Genomic DNA, 16,316 nt, shown 5'->3' with positions numbered 1-16,316 from the left:
AACGACGTGCTGGCCTTCATGACCTTCCCGCGAGCGCACTGGGCGCAGATCTACAGCACCAACCCGCTGGAGCGGCTGAACGCGGAGATCAAGCGACGCACCAACGTCGTGGGCATCTTCCCCAACGATGCGTCCATCGTGCGCCTGGTCGGCGCCATGATGCTGGAGCAGAACGACGAGTGGTCGCTCAACCGGCGCTACATGCAACTTGAAGGCCTGCAGACCCTGAGCGACACTGCGCCCACTCGGCTGTCCGCTGTGGCTCGCTGAGTACCGTGCATCTCAGCCTCGTCCGGGCTGTGGACTTACACCACGAATTGGGACACGACCCGAGGCCGCCGCCGCGGCCCGGGCCTACCTGAAGCGCCTGGACATCGCCCACAAGGTGACGATCCGCGACGGCGCGTTCGACACGCTGGACCTGTCCACCGGCCAGCGCAAGCGCCTGGCCCTGCTGCACGCCTACCTAGAAGGGCGGCAGGTGCTGGTGTTCGACGAATGGGCGGCCGACCAGGACCCGGTGTTCCGCCGCCTCTTCTACCGCCAACTGCTGCCCGAACTGCGCAGCAAGGGACATACCCTGATCGTGATCTCTCACGACGACCGCTACTTCGACGTGGCGGACGAGGTGGTGCACGTGCGCGACGGCCGGATCGTGGCGCGCCACCGCCCCTCGGACGCCGAGGCGCTGAAGGCGGCCGCGTAGGGCGCGGCGGGAGCGTCTCCCCGCGGGCGCTCAGCCGTTCAGCGCCGCCTCGATGCCCTGCTGCGCCAGCGTGCAGTCGCCGAAGCGCGCGGCCACCCAGGCCGGGTCGTGGTAAGTCGGCAGGTAGCGCTCGCCGGCGTCGCACAGCAGCGAGAGGATCGAGCCCTGCTCGCCGCGCTCGTGCATCTCGTGCGCCAGCGCCAGCATGCCGACGAAGCTGGTGCCGGTGGACGGACCCACGCGGCGCCCCAGCAGGCCGGAGAGCACGCGCATCGCGGCGATGGAGGCCACGTCGGGCACCGGGACCATGCGGTCGATCAGCGTGCGGATGAAGCTCGGCTCCACCCGCGGGCGGCCGATGCCCTCGATGCGCGAGCCGGCCGCGGCGAGCGTCTCGTCGCCGCTGGCGTGGTAGGCGGTGAAGACCGAGCCCTCCGGGTCCGCCACCGCCACCTGCGTGGCGTGGCGCCGATAGCGCACGTAGCGGCCGATGGTCGCGCTGGTGCCGCCGGTGCCGGCGCCGACCACGATCCAGGCCGGCACCGGATGCCGCTCGCGCGCCATCTGCTGGAACATGCTGTCGGCGATGTTGTTGTTGCCGCGCCAGTCGGTGGCACGCTCGGCGTGGGTGAACTGGTCCATGTAGTGGCCGCCGCTTTCGCGTGCCAGCGCGCGCGCCTCGTCGTACACCTCGCCGGCCTGCTCCACGAAGTGGCAGCGCCCACCCTGGAACTCGATCTGCGCGATCTTCTCGGGCGAGGTGCCGCGCGGCATCACCGCCACGAAGGGCAGGCCCAGCAGGCGGGCGAAGTAGGCCTCGCTCACGGCGGTGGAGCCGCTGGAGGCCTCCACCACCGTCATGCCTTCGCGCAACTGCCCGTTGACCAGCGCGTAGAGGAACAGCGAACGCGCCAGCCGGTGCTTGAGGCTGCCGCTCGGGTGCGTGGATTCGTCCTTGAGGTACAGGTCGATGCCGGCCGCCTCGTAGGCCGGCAGGCGCAGCGGGATCAGGTGCGTGTCGGCGCTGCGCTGCACATCCGCCTCGATGCGGGCGATGGCGCCGTGGAGCCAGCCGGTCATCGCGCAGGCGCGCCGCAGAAGCGCTGCCAGCCCTCGGGCGTGTTGTCGAAGCCCCGCTGCTTCGCCAGTTCCCACGGCCGCTCGCAGCGGGCGGTGCGCTGGCACCAGCGGTAGCCGGCGGACGGCTTGCAGCCCTGCGGGTCGACGTCCGAGCCGGGCATCGGCAGCGGGGCCTGAGAGGCGGCAGGCGGCGGGGGCGGCGCCGGAGACTGCGCGCAGGCGGCGAGCACCGCGCATGCCACCAGCGCACCGGCCAGCGGGGCTGTGCGTTGCCACCAAGAGATCGAAGCAAGGTTCATGGCGCGATTGTCCGCGAGCCCCCGCGTCGAAGGCGTCGGCGGCTACCAGTCTTCCTTGACCGCCAGCACCGCCTCGCGTGAGGCGGCGGCGCGTCCGGCCAGCCAGGCAGTGAGTGTGCCGGCCGCCACCACCGCGCCGCACAGCAGCGCCAGCCGCAGCCAGGGCACGAGCAGGTCCATGGTCCAGTGGAAGCTCTGCGGGTTGACCACCTTCACCAGCACCACCGACACGGCCAGGCCCAGCAGCAGCCCGGCCAGCGCGCCGATCGCCGTCCAGGCCGCGCCCTCGCCGGCGACCACCGCCAGCACCTGGGCGCGCGTGAGGCCCAGGTGCGCCAGCAGGCCGAACTCCTTGCGCCGCGCCAGCACCTGCGCGCTGAAGCTGGCGGCGATGCCGAACAGGCCGATGCCGATGGCCACCGCCTGCAGCCAGTAGGTGACGGCGAAGCTGCGGTCGAAGATGCGCAGCGAGCTGGCGCGGATCTGCGCGGCCGAGGCGAACTCGATCGCATCGGCCGCGCCCAGGCGCCGCGCCGCCAGCGCGCGCGCGGCCTGCTGCACGGCGGCCTCGCGTGCGCCGGGCGCCAGCCACAGCGCGATGTCGCTGACGCTGCGGTCGCCGGTCAGGCGCACGTAGTCCGCTTCGGCGATCGTCACGGCGCCGAACTGGCGCACGTAGTCGCGCCACACGCCGGCGACGAAGAAATGGGCATCGCCTGCTCCGAAGGCAGAAGCCAGCACCGGAAGATCCTGCCCCGGCCGGGCGCCGTACAGCGCCTGCATCGCCTCGCTGACGTAGACGCCGGTGCGCCCGGCCGGCACCGGCAGCGCCGGGCCCAGCAGCGGCAGCGAGCCGGCCGCGTCCTGCGCGTCGATGGGCCGTGCGATCAGCGTGACGGGCGGGCGCGCCGGATCGAGCAGCAGGCTGCGCGTGCGCAGCGTCTGCGTGCGCGCCACGCCGGGCAGCCGTGCCGCCTGCTGCACGAAGGGGGCGTCGAAGGGCGCGGCCTCCGCGTTCGCGCTGCCGGCGCCGCTGCTGCCGGCCGGGCGCAGGTACAGGTCGGCCGGCAGCACCACGTCGAGCCAGCGCGCCACCGAGTCGCGGAAGCTCGCCACCATCACCGTCAGCGCCACCGCCAGCGCCAGGCTGGCGACCACGCCGCTCACCGCGATGGCGGCGGTGCCGCGCATGCGGCGCGCGCGCTCCACCGCCAGCAGCGGCAGCAGGCGGTCCGCCACGCGCGGCGCCAGCCGGTCGTACACCAGCGCCACCGCCCAGGGCAGGGCGGCGATGCCGCCCACCAGCAGCAGCCCGACGGACAGGTACGCCGCCAGCGGGATGCCCGCCACCGCCGGCGCGCGGGTGAGCGCCGCGCCGGCCAGCAGCAGCGCCAGCGCCGGCCAGGGCGTGCGCGGGCCGGCGCCGGTGTGGCCGAGGCCCTTGAGCGTCTGCGCCTCCGGCAGCCGCTGCGCCGCGCGCGCCGGCCACCAGCCGCCGACGCCGGCTGCCGCCATGCCCAGCAGCGCATAGAGCAGCGCGGCCGGCCACGCCCATTGCAGCGTCGGCGCCGCGCCGCGGAAGTAGCCGCCGCCCAGGTCGCCGCCCAGCAGCGTCAGCGCCGCCCAGGCGAGCGCCGCGCCCAGCGCGATGCCGGCCGCGCTGCCCAGCGCGCCCAGCGCCAGCGACTCGGCCAGCACGAGATGCAGACGCTGGCGCGGCGCCAGGCCCAGCACACCCAGCAGCGCGAACTGCTGCGCGCGCTTGGCCACCGACAGCGCCAGCACCGAGAACACCAGGAAGGCGCCCGTGAACAGCGCCACCAGCGCCAGCACCGTGAGGTTGACGCGGTAGGCGCGCGAGAGGTTGCTCACCCGCTGCGCAGCGTCGGCCGGCTCGACCACGCGCAGCGCGGCGCTCCAGGCCGGCAGCCGGGCGAGCGCGGCGCGGAAGGCGGCCGGGTCGGCGCCCGGCTGCAGCCGCACGTCGATGCGGTTGAGCTGGCCGGCGCGGCCGAGCAGGTCCTGCGCGGCGCCGATGTCCATCACGCCCAGCGCGGCGCCGCCTGCGGCCACCGTGCCGGCGATGCGCAGTTCGCGCGTCGCCGTGCCGTCGGGTTGCATCAGCAGGAGCGCGGTTGCTTCGCCTGCTGCCTGCCGCGCCGCTGGGTTGAGGAAGACGCGGCCCGGCGACAGCACGGCAAGGCGGTCGCCATCGCCGCCGGGCGCCGCCATGGGCGCCAGCGCCGGCGCGATGCCGGGCACCACCAGCGCGTCCACGCCCGCCAGCCGCAGCGCGAGGCGCGCGCCGGCGGGCGTGCGCAGCACCACGTCGGCCTCCAGCACCGGGCTGGCCAGCGCCACCTGGGGCAGGGCCGCCACCTGCCCGTACAGCGCCTCGTCGAAGCCGCCCTGCGCCGCGCGGATCTCCAGGTCGCCCTGGCCGTTGACCGAGCGCACCGCGCCCTGGAACTCGTCCAGCGCCGAGGCGTTGATCAGGTGCACCGCGAAGGCCAGCGCCACGCCGAGCATCACCGCGCCCACCGCCGCGGCGCTGCGCCAGGGGTGGTGGCGTAGTTCCTGCCAGGAGAAGGTGCAGAGCAGACGCCGGAGCATGGGCGCATTGTGGCGCGGGGCTCAAGTGGTACAGCACAACTAAGATATCCTGGCGATGCCCGACCGTCTGCCATGACTTCTCCCCGCACGCCTCCTGACTTCTCCCGCCCGCTGGTCACGGTGGACGTGGTGATCTTCACCGTCCGGGCCGATGCGTTGCAGGTGCTGCTGGTGCGCCGGCCGGACGGGCCGGACGAGCCCTTCCCGGGCCGCTGGGCGCTGCCCGGCGGCTTCGTGGACATGGCGCGGGACGCCACCCTGCTGGACTGCGCGCTGCGCAAGCTGCGCGAGAAGACGGGCGCGGTCACCCCTTACCTGGAGCAACTCGGCAGTTGGGGCGGCGCGACGCGCGATCCGCGCGGTTGGTCGGCCACCCACTGCTTCTATGCACTGTTGCCGGCGCCGTCGGTCACGCTGGAAAAGGGCGATGACGTAGCCCCCACGCTCCCCGCTTCGCGTGGTTCGCTGCCCCCCGAGGGGGCGCTCGCCGCCGTGGGGCGGCCCGGCGGCGGCGATGCAGCGCAGGTCGCCTGGTTCGGCGCCGATGCCGCCGCGCGCAAGCGCCTGGCCTTCGATCACGCGCAGATCCTCGCCGCCGCGCTGGAGCGCCTGCGCGGCAAGGTGGAATACACCTCGCTGCCCGCCTTCCTGCTGGAAGAGCCCTTCACCCTGCCCGCGCTGCAGCAGGCCTACGAGACGGTGCTGGGCCGCCTCGTCGACAAGAGCGCCTTCCGCAAGCGCATGCTGGACGGCGGCTTCCTGGAGGAGGCGGGCATGCTCCCCGCGGCCGCCGGCCGGCCGGCCATGGGCTGGCGCCTGCGCGACCGCGCGCGGCCGGCCTTCTTCCCGCGCACCTTCCTCAACGCGCCGGCGGCGGGCTGACGCGCGGCGGCCCGCGGGAAACCCGCCGCATGGCGGCGCGCGGTACCAACGCACAATCGGGCCATGCCTTCCATCGAATCCATCGAACGCGCCACCCTGGCCGCCGTGCCGCCGGAGGTGGTGGAGGAACTGCCGGGCTGGCTGCTGCCGCTGGACGCCGGCACGGTGGGCCGGGCGCACAGCGCGGTGCCGCTCGCGCACGACGCGCCGGATGCGGCGCTGCTGCCGGAGATCGAGGCGCGCTATCGGGCCCGGCACCTGGCGCCGGTGTTCCGCCTGCCGGTGGAGGTGGCCGCCTTCGAGGCGTTCAACGCGGCGCTGCGCGAGCGAGACTACGTGCCCTCGCGCCCGACGATGGTGATGACCGGCACCGCACAGGCGATGGTGGACGGCGGCCGCGGCGACGCCGTGCTGCTGGAGGTGCAGCCGGGCGACGACTGGGCGCGCGTGTACCTCGGCGAGGGCTTCGATCCGGTCGACGGCGGCCATCGCGTGCGGCTGCTGCGCCGCGCGCAGGACGCGGTGTACGCCAGCGTGCGCTTCACCGCGGAAGGCCAGCCGGCCGCCACGGGCGAGGTCGCGGCCGTGGGCTGCGCCTGCTTCAGCCAGGGGCTGGTCGGCGTGCACGGCATGCGCACGCGCCCGCGCTTTCGCGGCCGCGGCCTGGCGCGGCAACTGATGGCGGCGATGGGCGCCGAGGCGCTGCGCCGCGGCATCGGGGAAGCCTTCCTCCAGGTGGAGGTGGAGAACTACCTCGCGCGCTCGCTCTACGCGCGCATCGGCTTCTCGCCGGCCTGGACCTACGTGTACTGGCAGCAGCCCGAGGTGCGCTGAAGCCCTCAGCCGCGGGCGATGCCGTCGGCCGTGAGGTGCACCACGCGCCCGGCGCGCGCGGCGGCGCTGTCGGAGTGGGTGACCAGCACCAGGCTGGCGCCGTGCTCGCGGCTCTGGGCGGCCAGCACGTCCATCACCTTCGCGGCGGTGGCCGGGTCCAGGTTGCCGGTGGGCTCGTCGGCCAGCAGCAGCGGCGGGCGGTGCACCAGGGCGCGCGCGATGGCCACGCGCTGCAACTGCCCGCCGGAGAGCTGCTGCGGCAGCCGCCCGCCCAGCCCGGCCAGGCCCACCGCCTCCAGCATCGCCTGCACGCGCGAGCGCGCCTCGGGCCCGCGCTGGCCCAGCAGCATCAGCGGCAGCGCGACGTTCTGCGCCACGTCCAGGTGCGGCAGCACGTGGAAGGCCTGGAACACGAAGCCCACGTGCGCGCGGCGCCACAGGGCACGGGCGGTGTCGTCGAGCGCGCCGATGTCGGCGTCGCCGTGCAGCACGCGCCCCTCGTCCCAGCGGTCCAGCCCGGCCAGGCAGTTCAGCAGGGTCGACTTTCCCACGCCCGACTCGCCGACGATGGCGACGAACTCGCCGGGCTCGACCACGAGGTCGACGCCGCGGAACACGTCGGCCTCGCCGTAGCGCTTGCGCAGGTGCTCGACGAGCAGTTTCATGCCAGCGGTGCGACGGCGGCGGCCAGGCGCTGGGCGGCATCGGCCGCGTCGCAGGGCACGATGCGGCGCGCCGGCATGCCGCGCAGCCAGGTGATCTGGCGCTTGGCGAGCTGGCGGGTGGCGGCGATGCCGCGCTCGCGCAGCGCGGCCAGGTCGCCGGCGCCGGGCTGCTTCGCGTCGCTGCCGAGCGCGTCGAACATCTCCCACGCCTGCCGGTAGCCCACGCAGCGGATGGAGGGCAGGCCCGGGTGCAGGTCGCCGCGCGCGCGCAGGGCGCGCACCTCGTCGAGGAAGCCGGCCGCCAGCATCGCGTCGAAGCGCCGGGCGATGCGCTCGTGCAGCCATGCGCGGTCCTCGGTCTCCAGGGAGAAGAGGACGACGTCCTGCGCGGGCCGGCGGCCGGTGTCGGCCGCCCGCTGCTGGAAGGCCGACAGCGGCTGGCCGCTCGTGCGCCAGACCTCCAGCGCGCGCTGGATGCGCTGGCTGTCGCCGGGCGCCAGCCGCGCCGCGGTGGCGGGGTCCACCTGCGCCAGCTCGGCGTGCAGCGCGGGCCAGCCGCGCTCGGCCGCCTCGGCGTCGATCCGCGCGCGCACGGCAGGGTCGGCCGCCGGCATCGCGTCCAGGCCGTCGATCAGCGCCTTGAAGTACAGCATCGTGCCGCCCACCAGCAGCGGCAGCGCGCCGCGTGCGCGGATGTCGGCGACCAGCCGCACCGCATCGGCGACGAAGGCGGCGGCGCTGTAGCTGTGCGCCGGGTCGAGGATGTCGATGAGGTGGTGCGGCACGGCGGCGCGTTCGGCGGCCGTGGGCTTGGCGGTGCCGATGTCCATGCCGCGGTAGACCAGGGCGGAGTCGACGCTGACGATTTCCACCGGCATCGCGTGCGCCAGCGACCGCGCGACGGCCAGCGCCGCGGCCGTCTTGCCGCTCGCGGTGGGGCCGGCGATGCCGATCCAGGCGGGGCCCCGCGGCGCCGTCAAGCGGGTGTCTCCCGGCGCACCGCGCGCGGCAGCACGGCCCAGCCCAGCACGGCCAGGCACACGCTCCAGAACCAGATGCCCAGCGCGAGCGGCCGCGTCGAGCCGTCCAGCGCGCCGCCCAGCCAGTGGCCGATGGCGAAGGCCGCCAGCATCATGGCGAAGCCGTTGAGCGCCGAGGCCGCGCCCGCCGCCTGCGGGAAGGGGCCGACCGCGCCCGTCTGGCCGCAGGGCTGGTGCACGCCGTGGCCCAGCATCGCCAGCGTGGCCGGCGCCATCACGGCCCACACCGACTGCACGCCCGCCAGCGCCAGCAGGCCCATCGCCGTGCCGCCCGCCAGGCTCAGCGCCGCGCCGCGCGCCACCGCGCCCTGCACGCCGTGGCGCGCCAGCCAGTGCCGGCACAGGAAGGTACCGGCGATGTAGGCCAGCGAGTTCCACAGCATCACCAGACCGTAGCCGGTGCGCGTGAGGCCCAGCACCTGCAGGAAGACGAAGGACGAGGCGGCGAGGAAGGTGAACAGCAGCCCGTAGGCGGCCGTGGTGAGCGCGCAGTACGCCAGGAACACCGGGTGGCCCAGCACCTGCTTCCAGGTCCGCGCCAACGCCGATGGCCGCAGCGCGTGCGGGTCCGGCCGCGGCAGCGACTCGGGCAGGCGCAGCGCCACCAGGCCGAGCGTGACGGCGCCGAACACCGCCGTCATGCCCAGCGCCATGCGCCAGCCCAGCAGGTCGGTCACCAGCGCGCCCACCGGCGCGCACAGGCAGGCGATCACGCCCAGGCCGGTGAGGGTGCGCGACATCACCCGGGCGCCGTCGGCCGGCGCATACAGGTCGCGCACGATGGCGCGCGCCGCCATCACGGCCGCCCCCATCGCCGCGCCCTGCACGGCGCGCAGCGCGATCAGCACCTCGATGGAGCCCGACAGCGTGGTGCCGACGGCCGCCGCCACGTAGGCGGCCAGGCCCCACAGCAGCACCGGCCGGCGGCCGAAGCGGTCCGACAGCGGCCCGAGCACGAGCTGCGAGAGGCCGAAGGCCAGCAGCAGCGCCGTGAGCGTGAGCTGCGCCTGCGCCATGTGGGCACCGAAGCCGGCCGTGAGCGCCGGCAGCGCGGGCAGGTACAGGTCGGTGGTGACGGGCTGGATGCCCAGCAGGAGGGCCAGCGCCAGCACCAGCAGCCCGGGGCGGGCGACGTTCTGGGGGGCGGCTGAAGCGGCGGGCGTGGCGAGCGGGGCGGAGGGCACCCGGCGAGCGTAGCAAAGCCGGGTCGGGCCCGGCTGCGTCTCAGCTCTGCAGCGACGGCCGGGCGGAGGCGGACGTGCTGCTGCGTGGTGGCGGTGCCGGCGTGGGGGCCGCCTGCGCCGCTTGCGTCGGCGGCTCCTGCATCCTGAACAGCTGCGCCAGCGCCGAGCGGTACTGCAGCTCGCCGATGGAGTTGGTGCTGTGGTGCGAGCCGCCCTCGACCAGCACGAACATCTTGGGGCCCGCAGCGGCGTCGTAGAGCTTGCGGCCCAGCGTGGGGTTGATCAGCGTGTCGTTGGAGCCGTGCACCACCAGCAGCGGCGAGCCGATCGACTTGACCTTGCTGATCGCCTCGAAGCGCTGCGTAACCAGCGCCGAGAAGGGCAGCCAGCCCCACTTGAAGCTGCTGACCACGTCGGTGATCGAGGTGAAGGTGCCCTCGACGATGGTGCCGGCCTCGTCCTTCGCGTAGGCGGCGAGGTCGATGCCGATGGCGCCGCCCAGCGAGTGGCCGAAGATGTAGCGCGGGTTGTCGGGATACTGCCTGGCCAGCCAGGCCCAGGCGGCGCGGGCGTCCTCGCGGGCGGAGGCCTCCGAGGGCAGTGCCTTGGTGCTCTTGCCGAAGCCGCGGTAGTCGATGGCCAGCACCGAGAAGCCCAGCTCGTGCATGCGCTGGATGCGCGGCGCCGAGCCGGCGACGTTGTAGCGCGCGCCGTGCAGGTACAGCATCACCGGCCGGCGGGGGTCGGCCTGCGCGTCGCCTTCGCCCAGCCACAGGCCGTGCAGGCGCGCCCGCTGGCCGGACACCTGCGAGTCGAAGCCGATCCACACGTCCTGCATGCCGGCGGCCATGGCGGCAGTGTTGCCCCAGCTCAGGTCGCTGGGCTGGAAGATCCATTCGCGCTGGCGCTCGTCCAGCGTGGCGCAGCCGGCACCCAGGAGGGCGGCGAGGGAAAGGGCGGAAAGCAACGCGGTCCAGCGCTTCATCGGGGGAGAAGAGATCGGATGGCGGCCAAAAGTTCACTCGTTCGCACCGGATCCGGCCGTCGTCTCGACCCGGTCGTCCCCCTTCGTCCTGCCGCGCCGGGTGGCGTGGCAGAAGATACGACATGCAACGGCTGTGCCTGGACGTTTGCCGACTGCGGAAAACCCGGGGTTGCGCCGGCGAGGGCGCGCTGGCTGCGGCGGGCTCAGCGCCCGCGCAGGAACAGGCCGTCCAGCTCGCGCACGCTGAGCTGGCGCCAGGTGGGCCGCCCGTGGTTGCACTGGTCGGAGCGCTCGGTCGCCTCCATCTGGCGCAGCAGGGCGTTCATCTCCTCCAGCGTCAGACGGCGGTTGGCGCGCACGGCGCCGTGGCAGGCCATGGTGGCCAGCAGTTCGTGCTGGGCGCGCTGCACCACGGTGCTGGCCTCGTGCTGGGCCAGTTCGGCCAGCACGCTGCGGGCCAGCTCGACCGGGTCGCCGTCGGCCAGGGCGGCGGGCACGGCGCGCACCGCCAGGGTGCGCGGCGAGAAGGGCGAGACCTCCAGCCCCAGCGCCGGCAGCACGGCGGCGCAGGCCTCGGCGGTGGCCACCTCCTGCGGGGTGGCGGCGAAGGGCGCCGGGATCAGCAGCGGCTGGCTGGCGATGGCGCTGCCGTCGAGCTGCGTCTTCAGCCGCTCGTAGACGATGCGCTCGTGCGCGGCGTGCATGTCGACGATGACCAGGCCCTGGCGGTTCTCGGCCAGGATGTAGATACCGTGCAACTGGGCCAGGGCGCGGCCCAGCGGCCAGTCTTGCGCGCCGTCGGCTGCGGGGGCGGGAAGCGGGGCGGCCGCCGCGGGCTGGAAGGCCGGCACGGGCGCCGCGGTCGGCATCGCGCCCGCCGCGTCCGGCTCGGCGCGCGAGGCCGGCCACATCGCCGCCATGTCGCCCGGGCCGCGCTCTGCCGCGAAGTGGATCGCCGGCTGCATCCAGGGCGCGGGCGCCGGCGGCGCGTCCGGCCGGAACAGCGGCGCCGGCCGCGCGGCCGCCATGTCGGCGCCGATGGCCTGCGCGCGCGGCGCGGCCAGCGCGTTCTCGATGGCATGGCGCACCGCCTGGTGCACCTCGCGCCCGTCGCGGAAGCGCACCTCGATCTTGGTGGGATGCACGTTCACGTCCACCCGCGTCGGATCGATCGACAGGTGCAGCACGAACACCGGCTGGCGCTGGCCGTGCAGCACGTCCTCGTAGGCGCTGCGCACCGCGTGCTGCAGCACCTTGTCGCGCACGAAGCGGCCGTTGACGTAGAAATACTGCTGGTCGGCGCGCGAGCGGGCCGCGTCGGGCACGCCGGCGTGGCCGCTCACGCGCACCGCGCCGGTGCCGTGCTCGACCTCCACGCTTTGCGCCACGAAGTCGTCGCCCAGCACGTCGGCGATGCGCTGCGCGGCGTTCGCCGTCGGGCGCCACTGCTCGACCAGCCGGCCCTCGTGCCAGACGGTGAAGCCGACCTCCGGCCGCGCCAGCGCGTGGCGGCGCACCGCCTCGAGGCAGTGCGCGAGTTCGGTCGCGTCGGTCTTGAGGAACTTGCGGCGCGCCGGCGTGGCGAAGAACAGTTCGCGCACCTCGACCGAGGTGCCCTGCGCCCGCGCCACCGGCTTGAGCTCGCCGGTGCGCCCGTCGAGCAGCCAGGCGCCGTCGGCCTGCGCGTGGCGCGAGAGGATGCTCAGCTCGGCAATGGAACTGACGGCGGCCAGCGCCTCGCCGCGAAAGCCCATGGTGCCGACCGATTCGAGGTCGGTGAGGCTGGCGATCTTGCTGGTGGCATGGCGGCGCAGGGCCAGCGGCAGTTCCTCGCGCGGGATGCCGACGCCGTCGTCCTCCACCGCGATCAGCCGCACGCCGCCGGCCAGCAGGCGCACGGTGATCTGCGCGGCGCCGGCGTCCAGCGCGTTGTCCACCAGCTCGCGCACCACCGACGCGGGGCGCTCCACCACCTCGCCGGCGGCGATCTGGCTGACGAGTTCGTCGGGGAGTTCGCGGATCGGCCGGCGCGTGCCGGCCGCGGCGTCGATGGCGGAGGGAAGGGCGCTCACCGGGGCATTCTAGGAAGCCGCGCGCAGAGCCGTCGGGATAATGCCGGTCGCATGGATCTCGTCGCCTTCCTGATCGATTTCATCCTCCACGTCGACAAGCACCTCGAAGCCTTCGTCGTGGCCTACGGGCCCTGGGTATACGCGCTGCTGTTCCTCATCGTCTTCGTCGAGACGGGCGTGGTGGTCATGCCCTTCCTGCCGGGCGACTCGCTGCTGTTCATCGTCGGCGCGCTGTGCGGCGCGGGGCTGATGCACTTCGGCATCGCGGTGCCGGTGCTGCTGGCGGCGGCGGTGCTGGGCGACCAGTGCAACTACAGCATCGGGCGGTACTTCGGGCCGAAGGTCTTCCAGTGGGAGCACTCGCGCTTCTTCAACAGGAAGGCCTTCGACCAGGCGCACGCCTTCTACGAGCGCTACGGCGGCGTCACCATCGTGCTGGCGCGCTTCATGCCCTTCATCCGCACCTTCGCGCCCTTCGTCGCGGGCGTGGCCGAGATGGGGCGCGCCAAGTTCACCGCCTTCAACGTCGGCGGGGCGCTGCTGTGGGTGGTGGGCATCTGCACGGCGGGCTATTTCTTCGGCAACCTGCCCTTCGTCAAGGAGCACCTGGACAAGATCATCTGGGCGCTGATCCTGGTGCCGGGGCTGATCGCGATCTTCGGGGCATGGAAAGGGGCACGGGCGCAGCGCGCCTGACTGCATTTCCTGGCTTGACCGTTGGGGGCGCGGAACCGTTGATAGAGCATCCAACGGGGAAGCTGATACCCCAACCCCCGTTCGGGCTGAGCCTGTCGAAGCCGGGTGACGCGCTTCGACAGGCTCAGCGTGAACGGGTGAGGGGAATTGAACGGGGCCCGGGCCGGCACAACAGCGCACCCTCGGAAAGAAATACGTACCGACCCCCGATCCCCCGCATATCAGCCTCGCCACGCAGCCCGTTTACCATGCCCATGCTGCGGCCCGCCCGGCGATCGCCGGCGTCACGAGGCCGCCTTTCCCCCGGAGAAAACACACGCCATGAACCAGCTCGAAGCCCTTCGCCAGTGGACCACCGTGGTGGCCGACACGGGTGATTTCCGCCAGTTGGCCCAGTTCAAGCCGCAGGACGCGACCACCAATCCCTCGCTCATCCTCAAGGCCGTGCAGAAGCCCGACTACCGGCCGCTGCTCGACGAGACCGTCGCCGCGCACAAGGGCAAGCCGGTCGACGAGGTGATCGACCACCTGCTGGTGCGCTTCGGCACCGAGATCCTCTCGCTCATCCCCGGCCGCGTCTCCACCGAGGTGGACGCGCGCCTGTCCTTCGACACCGCGGCGACCGTCGAGCGCGCCGAGCGCATCGTGGCCCTGTACCGCGCCGAGGGGGTGGACGTCGAGCAGCGGCTGCTCATCAAGATCGCCTCCACCTGGGAGGGCATCCGCGCCGCCGAGATCCTGGAGAAGAAAGGCATCCACACCAACCTGACGCTGCTGTTCTCCTTCGCGCAGGCGGTGGCCTGCGGCGCGGCGGGCGTCAGGCTCATCTCGCCCTTCGTCGGCCGCATCTACGACTGGTACAAGAAGGCCGCCGGCGCGCAGTGGGACGAGGCCGCGAACGCCGGCGCCAACGATCCCGGCGTGAAGTCGGTGCGCCAGATCTACGACTACTACAAGAAGCACGGCATCGCCACCGAGGTGATGGGCGCGAGCTTCCGCAACACCGGGCAGATCGCCGCGCTGGCCGGCTGCGACCTGCTGACCATCAGCCCCGAGCTGCTGGCCGAGCTGGCGGGCAGCACTGCGCCGCTGGCCCATGCGCTCGATGCATCGGCGGCGCGCGACCGCGACATCCCGGAGGTGCGCTACGACGAGGCCGCCTTCCGCTTCGCGCTCAACGAGGACGCGATGGCCACCGAGAAGCTGGCCGAGGGCATCCGCGCCTTCGCCGCCGACGCGGTCAAGCTGGAACGCCTGATGGGGGCCTGAGCCATGGCCGCGACACCTTCGCCGCGATGCGACCGCACGCCCGCCTGGGCCGCGCTGCAGGCGCACTTCGATGCCGCGGGCCGCGGCTTCGACCTGCGCGAGGCCTTCGCCGCCGATGCGGGCCGCGCTGAGGCCTTCGCGCAGGAGGCGCCGTATGTCTTCGCCGACCTGTCGAAGAACCTGCTCGACGCGCGCACGGAACAACTGCTGCTGCAGCTGGCGCGCGAATGCGGCCTGGAGGCGAAACGCGACGCGATGTTCGCCGGCGAGCACATCAATGCGACGGAAGACCGCGCCGTGATGCACTGGCTGCTGCGCTGCCCGCCCGGCGCGGCATCGGCCGCCGCCGTGCCGGCCGAACTGGCGCAGGTGCACGAGACGCTGGGCGCCATGCTCGCCTACGCCGAAAAGGTGCGCGCCGACCACACCATCACCGACGTGGTGAACATCGGCATCGGCGGCTCCGACCTGGGGCCGCAGATGGCGGTGCAGGCGCTGGCCGAGTTCGCGGCGCCGGGCAAGCACTTCCACTTCGTCTCCAACGTGGACGGGCACGAGCTGGACGCCGTGCTGGAGGACCTGGCGCCGGAGCACACGCTGTTCCTGATCGCCTCCAAGACCTTCACCACCGCCGAAACCATGGCCAACGCGCAGTCGGCCAAGCGTTGGTATGCGCAGTCCGGCGGCAACGACATCGCCGGCCACTTCGCGGCGCTGACCACCAACGTGGAAGCGGCGCGCGCCTTCGGCATCGAGACCACCTTCGGCTTCTGGGACTGGGTGGGCGGGCGCTACTCCATGTGGTCGGCCATCGGCCTGCCGATCGCGCTGGCGATCGGGGCCGAAGGCTTCCGCGCCTTCCTGGCCGGCGCGCATGCGATGGACGAGCACTTCCGCACCGCGCCGCTGGCATCGAACCTGCCGGTGCGCCTGGGCCTGCTGGACGTGTGGTACCGCAACTTCCACCGCTTCACCAGCCGCAGCATCGCGCCCTACCACGCCGCGCTGCGCCGCCTGCCGGCCTACCTGCAGCAGCTGGAGATGGAGAGCAACGGCAAGCAGGTCGACCTGGCCGGGCAGCGGCTGCCCTACGGCACCTCGCCCGTGCTGTGGGGCGAGCCGGGCACCAACGGCCAGCATGCGTACTTCCAGATGCTGCACCAGGGCACCGACGTCGTGCCGCTGGAGTTCATCGCCGTGCACGAGCCCGGCCACACGCTGGAAGGGCACCACGCCAAGCTGCTGGCCAATTGCATCGCGCAGGCGCAGGCGCTGATGGTCGGGAAGCAGGGCGACGCCGCCGGGCCGCCCCAAGGCGGCGCAGCCCCCTCGGGGGGCAGCGAGCCACACGCAGTGGGCGAGCGTGGGGGCCAGATCGCCGGAGGCCACCGCAACTTTCCCGGCAACCGGCCCAGCAGCTTCTTCGTGCTGGAGCGGCTCACGCCCGAGGCGCTGGGCGCCTTCATCGCCATGCATGAGCACCGCGTCTTCGTCAGCGGCGCGCTGTGGGGCATCAACAGCTTCGACCAGTGGGGCGTGGAACTGGGCAAGGTGCTGGCCAAGGATGTCGAGCCGCGCCTGGCCTCGGGCGACATCGCGGGGCTGGATCAGTCCACCGCGGCCCTGGTGCGCAGGCTCGGCCGGATGGTCTAGGTGTGAAGGCCCAATAGGTTGTTGCGGGTGTTCACCCGGAGAGGTTTTGAGAGACTGGAAATCGCCAAACCCCCAGTCCACTCAAGTCACCCAACCGGATGAACACCCATAAGAATGCCCGATTGACCTACCTGCGCCGCCTGGAGATGGTCCAAGACATCACAGAACGTGGTGCAAGCGCGTCAGAAGCCGCCTGCCGGCACGGCGTCAGCGCGGTCACAGCCCGCAAATGGCTGGCCCGCTACCTGGCCGACGGCGCCGCCGGCCTGCTGGACAAGTCCTCCCGCCCCGAGCGGTCCCCGCGCAGCATCGAGCCCCACGTGGCGCTGGCCATCGTA

15 protein-coding genes and 1 pseudogene are annotated in these 16,316 nt (G+C 73.2%); 8 read left to right on the top strand and 8 right to left on the bottom strand.

Translation table 11 applies throughout. From position 1 onward, the window contains the following. Together Q392_RS24470 and Q392_RS24465 are read left to right on the top strand one after the other, a co-directional pair. The coding region (locus Q392_RS24470; protein ID WP_038214064.1) for an IS256 family transposase at positions 1-270 on the top strand (270 nt) is incomplete at its 5' end. Positions 271-343: 73 nt separating this feature from the next. Further along, positions 344-706, top strand: a pseudogene (locus Q392_RS24465) (cyclic peptide transporter); the annotation flags it as partial. Between the two features lie 30 nt (positions 707-736). Here the strand turns inward: Q392_RS24465 and Q392_RS24460 are convergent. From Q392_RS24460 to Q392_RS24450, 3 genes are read right to left on the bottom strand one after another with little or no spacing between them, the layout of a single operon-like run. After that, entirely contained in the window at positions 737-1,786 is a 1,050-nt protein-coding gene (locus Q392_RS24460) for a PLP-dependent cysteine synthase family protein (protein WP_051953925.1), read from the bottom strand. After that, positions 1,783-2,085: a hypothetical protein gene (locus Q392_RS24455; protein WP_038214060.1), complete on the bottom strand. Its 303-nt coding sequence runs from the start codon at positions 2,083-2,085 to the stop codon at positions 1,783-1,785. Before Q392_RS24455 ends, Q392_RS24460 begins: the two co-directional genes overlap by 4 nt. A 42-nt stretch (positions 2,086-2,127) precedes the next feature. Then, complete coding sequence (locus Q392_RS24450; RefSeq protein ID WP_038214058.1) at positions 2,128-4,698, bottom strand: ABC transporter permease; 2,571 nt, start codon at positions 4,696-4,698, stop codon at positions 2,128-2,130. 72 nt (positions 4,699-4,770) lie between these two features. Between Q392_RS24450 and Q392_RS24445 the strand changes: the two genes are divergently transcribed. Further along, the gene (locus Q392_RS24445) at positions 4,771-5,580 is read left to right on the top strand and encodes an NUDIX hydrolase (protein ID WP_038214056.1); all 810 of its coding nucleotides are present in this window, start codon (positions 4,771-4,773) and stop codon (positions 5,578-5,580) included. A gap of 63 nt (positions 5,581-5,643) precedes the next feature. Further along, positions 5,644-6,414 (top strand): GNAT family N-acetyltransferase, encoded by a 771-nt coding sequence (locus Q392_RS24440; RefSeq protein ID WP_038214046.1) that lies wholly within the window; start codon positions 5,644-5,646, stop codon positions 6,412-6,414. A gap of 5 nt (positions 6,415-6,419) precedes the next feature. On the opposite strand, the gene Q392_RS24435 is transcribed toward Q392_RS24440, so the two are convergent. From Q392_RS24435 to mutL, 5 genes are all read right to left on the bottom strand, one after another. Continuing rightward, a complete protein-coding gene (locus Q392_RS24435; RefSeq protein WP_038214042.1) occupies positions 6,420-7,079 on the bottom strand; it encodes an ABC transporter ATP-binding protein in 660 nt (219 codons plus the stop codon). Continuing rightward, the gene (gene miaA / locus Q392_RS24430; RefSeq protein WP_038214039.1) at positions 7,076-8,059 is read right to left on the bottom strand and encodes a tRNA (adenosine(37)-N6)-dimethylallyltransferase MiaA; all 984 of its coding nucleotides are present in this window, start codon (positions 8,057-8,059) and stop codon (positions 7,076-7,078) included. The genes Q392_RS24435 and miaA overlap by 4 nt, the downstream gene beginning before the upstream one ends. Then, positions 8,056-9,303, bottom strand: coding sequence for a Bcr/CflA family efflux MFS transporter (locus tag Q392_RS24425; RefSeq protein WP_038214036.1), 1,248 nt, complete (start codon positions 9,301-9,303; stop codon positions 8,056-8,058). Before Q392_RS24425 ends, miaA begins: the two co-directional genes overlap by 4 nt. A gap of 40 nt (positions 9,304-9,343) precedes the next feature. Next, a complete protein-coding gene (locus Q392_RS24420) occupies positions 9,344-10,288 on the bottom strand; it encodes an alpha/beta hydrolase (protein ID WP_038214033.1) in 945 nt (314 codons plus the stop codon). 203 nt (positions 10,289-10,491) lie between these two features. Beyond that, on the bottom strand, positions 10,492-12,360 hold the full coding sequence (mutL, locus tag Q392_RS24415) for a DNA mismatch repair endonuclease MutL (RefSeq protein WP_038214030.1): 1,869 nt from the start codon (positions 12,358-12,360) through the stop codon (positions 10,492-10,494). A gap of 51 nt (positions 12,361-12,411) precedes the next feature. Between mutL and Q392_RS24410 the strand changes: the two genes are divergently transcribed. The 4 genes from Q392_RS24410 to Q392_RS24395 all read left to right on the top strand — a co-directional run. Continuing rightward, the gene (locus Q392_RS24410; RefSeq protein WP_038214024.1) at positions 12,412-13,056 is read left to right on the top strand and encodes a DedA family protein; all 645 of its coding nucleotides are present in this window, start codon (positions 12,412-12,414) and stop codon (positions 13,054-13,056) included. 321 nt (positions 13,057-13,377) lie between these two features. Continuing rightward, positions 13,378-14,325 carry a transaldolase gene (gene tal / locus Q392_RS24405; RefSeq protein WP_038214022.1) on the top strand — a complete coding sequence of 316 codons (948 nt, stop codon included), beginning with the start codon at positions 13,378-13,380 and terminating at the stop codon, positions 14,323-14,325. 3 nt (positions 14,326-14,328) lie between these two features. Then, a complete protein-coding gene (gene pgi, locus Q392_RS24400; RefSeq protein WP_038214018.1) occupies positions 14,329-15,978 on the top strand; it encodes a glucose-6-phosphate isomerase in 1,650 nt (549 codons plus the stop codon). 98 nt (positions 15,979-16,076) lie between these two features. Continuing rightward, positions 16,077-16,316 (top strand): leucine zipper domain-containing protein (locus Q392_RS24395; protein WP_157007821.1); only part of this gene is annotated, 240 nt, incomplete at its 3' end.

It is taken from the genome of Xenophilus azovorans DSM 13620 (genome assembly GCF_000745855.1).
Classification (GTDB): Bacteria; Pseudomonadota; Gammaproteobacteria; order Burkholderiales; family Burkholderiaceae_C; genus Xenophilus; species Xenophilus azovorans.
The sequence above is the reverse complement of the archived record's forward strand: the minus strand, read 5'-3'. Positions and strand labels throughout refer to the sequence as shown.

What these genes read in the sequence shown, in the direction of transcription:
- Q392_RS24420 (WP_038214033.1), bottom strand. Translation starts at nt 10,288, where the DNA reads ATGAAGCGCTGGACCGCGTTGCTTTCCGCCCTTTCCCTCGCCGCCCTC.
- pgi (WP_038214018.1), top strand. Translation starts at nt 14,329, where the DNA reads ATGGCCGCGACACCTTCGCCGCGATGCGACCGCACGCCCGCCTGGGCC.
- tal (WP_038214022.1), top strand. Translation starts at nt 13,378, where the DNA reads ATGAACCAGCTCGAAGCCCTTCGCCAGTGGACCACCGTGGTGGCCGAC.
- Q392_RS24445 (WP_038214056.1), top strand. Translation starts at nt 4,771, where the DNA reads ATGACTTCTCCCCGCACGCCTCCTGACTTCTCCCGCCCGCTGGTCACG.
- Q392_RS24455 (WP_038214060.1), bottom strand. Translation starts at nt 2,085, where the DNA reads ATGAACCTTGCTTCGATCTCTTGGTGGCAACGCACAGCCCCGCTGGCC.
- Q392_RS24410 (WP_038214024.1), top strand. Translation starts at nt 12,412, where the DNA reads ATGGATCTCGTCGCCTTCCTGATCGATTTCATCCTCCACGTCGACAAG.
- Q392_RS24440 (WP_038214046.1), top strand. Translation starts at nt 5,644, where the DNA reads ATGCCTTCCATCGAATCCATCGAACGCGCCACCCTGGCCGCCGTGCCG.
- Q392_RS24450 (WP_038214058.1), bottom strand. Translation starts at nt 4,698, where the DNA reads ATGCTCCGGCGTCTGCTCTGCACCTTCTCCTGGCAGGAACTACGCCAC.
- Q392_RS24435 (WP_038214042.1), bottom strand. Translation starts at nt 7,079, where the DNA reads ATGAAACTGCTCGTCGAGCACCTGCGCAAGCGCTACGGCGAGGCCGAC.
- Q392_RS24460 (WP_051953925.1), bottom strand. Translation starts at nt 1,786, where the DNA reads ATGACCGGCTGGCTCCACGGCGCCATCGCCCGCATCGAGGCGGATGTG.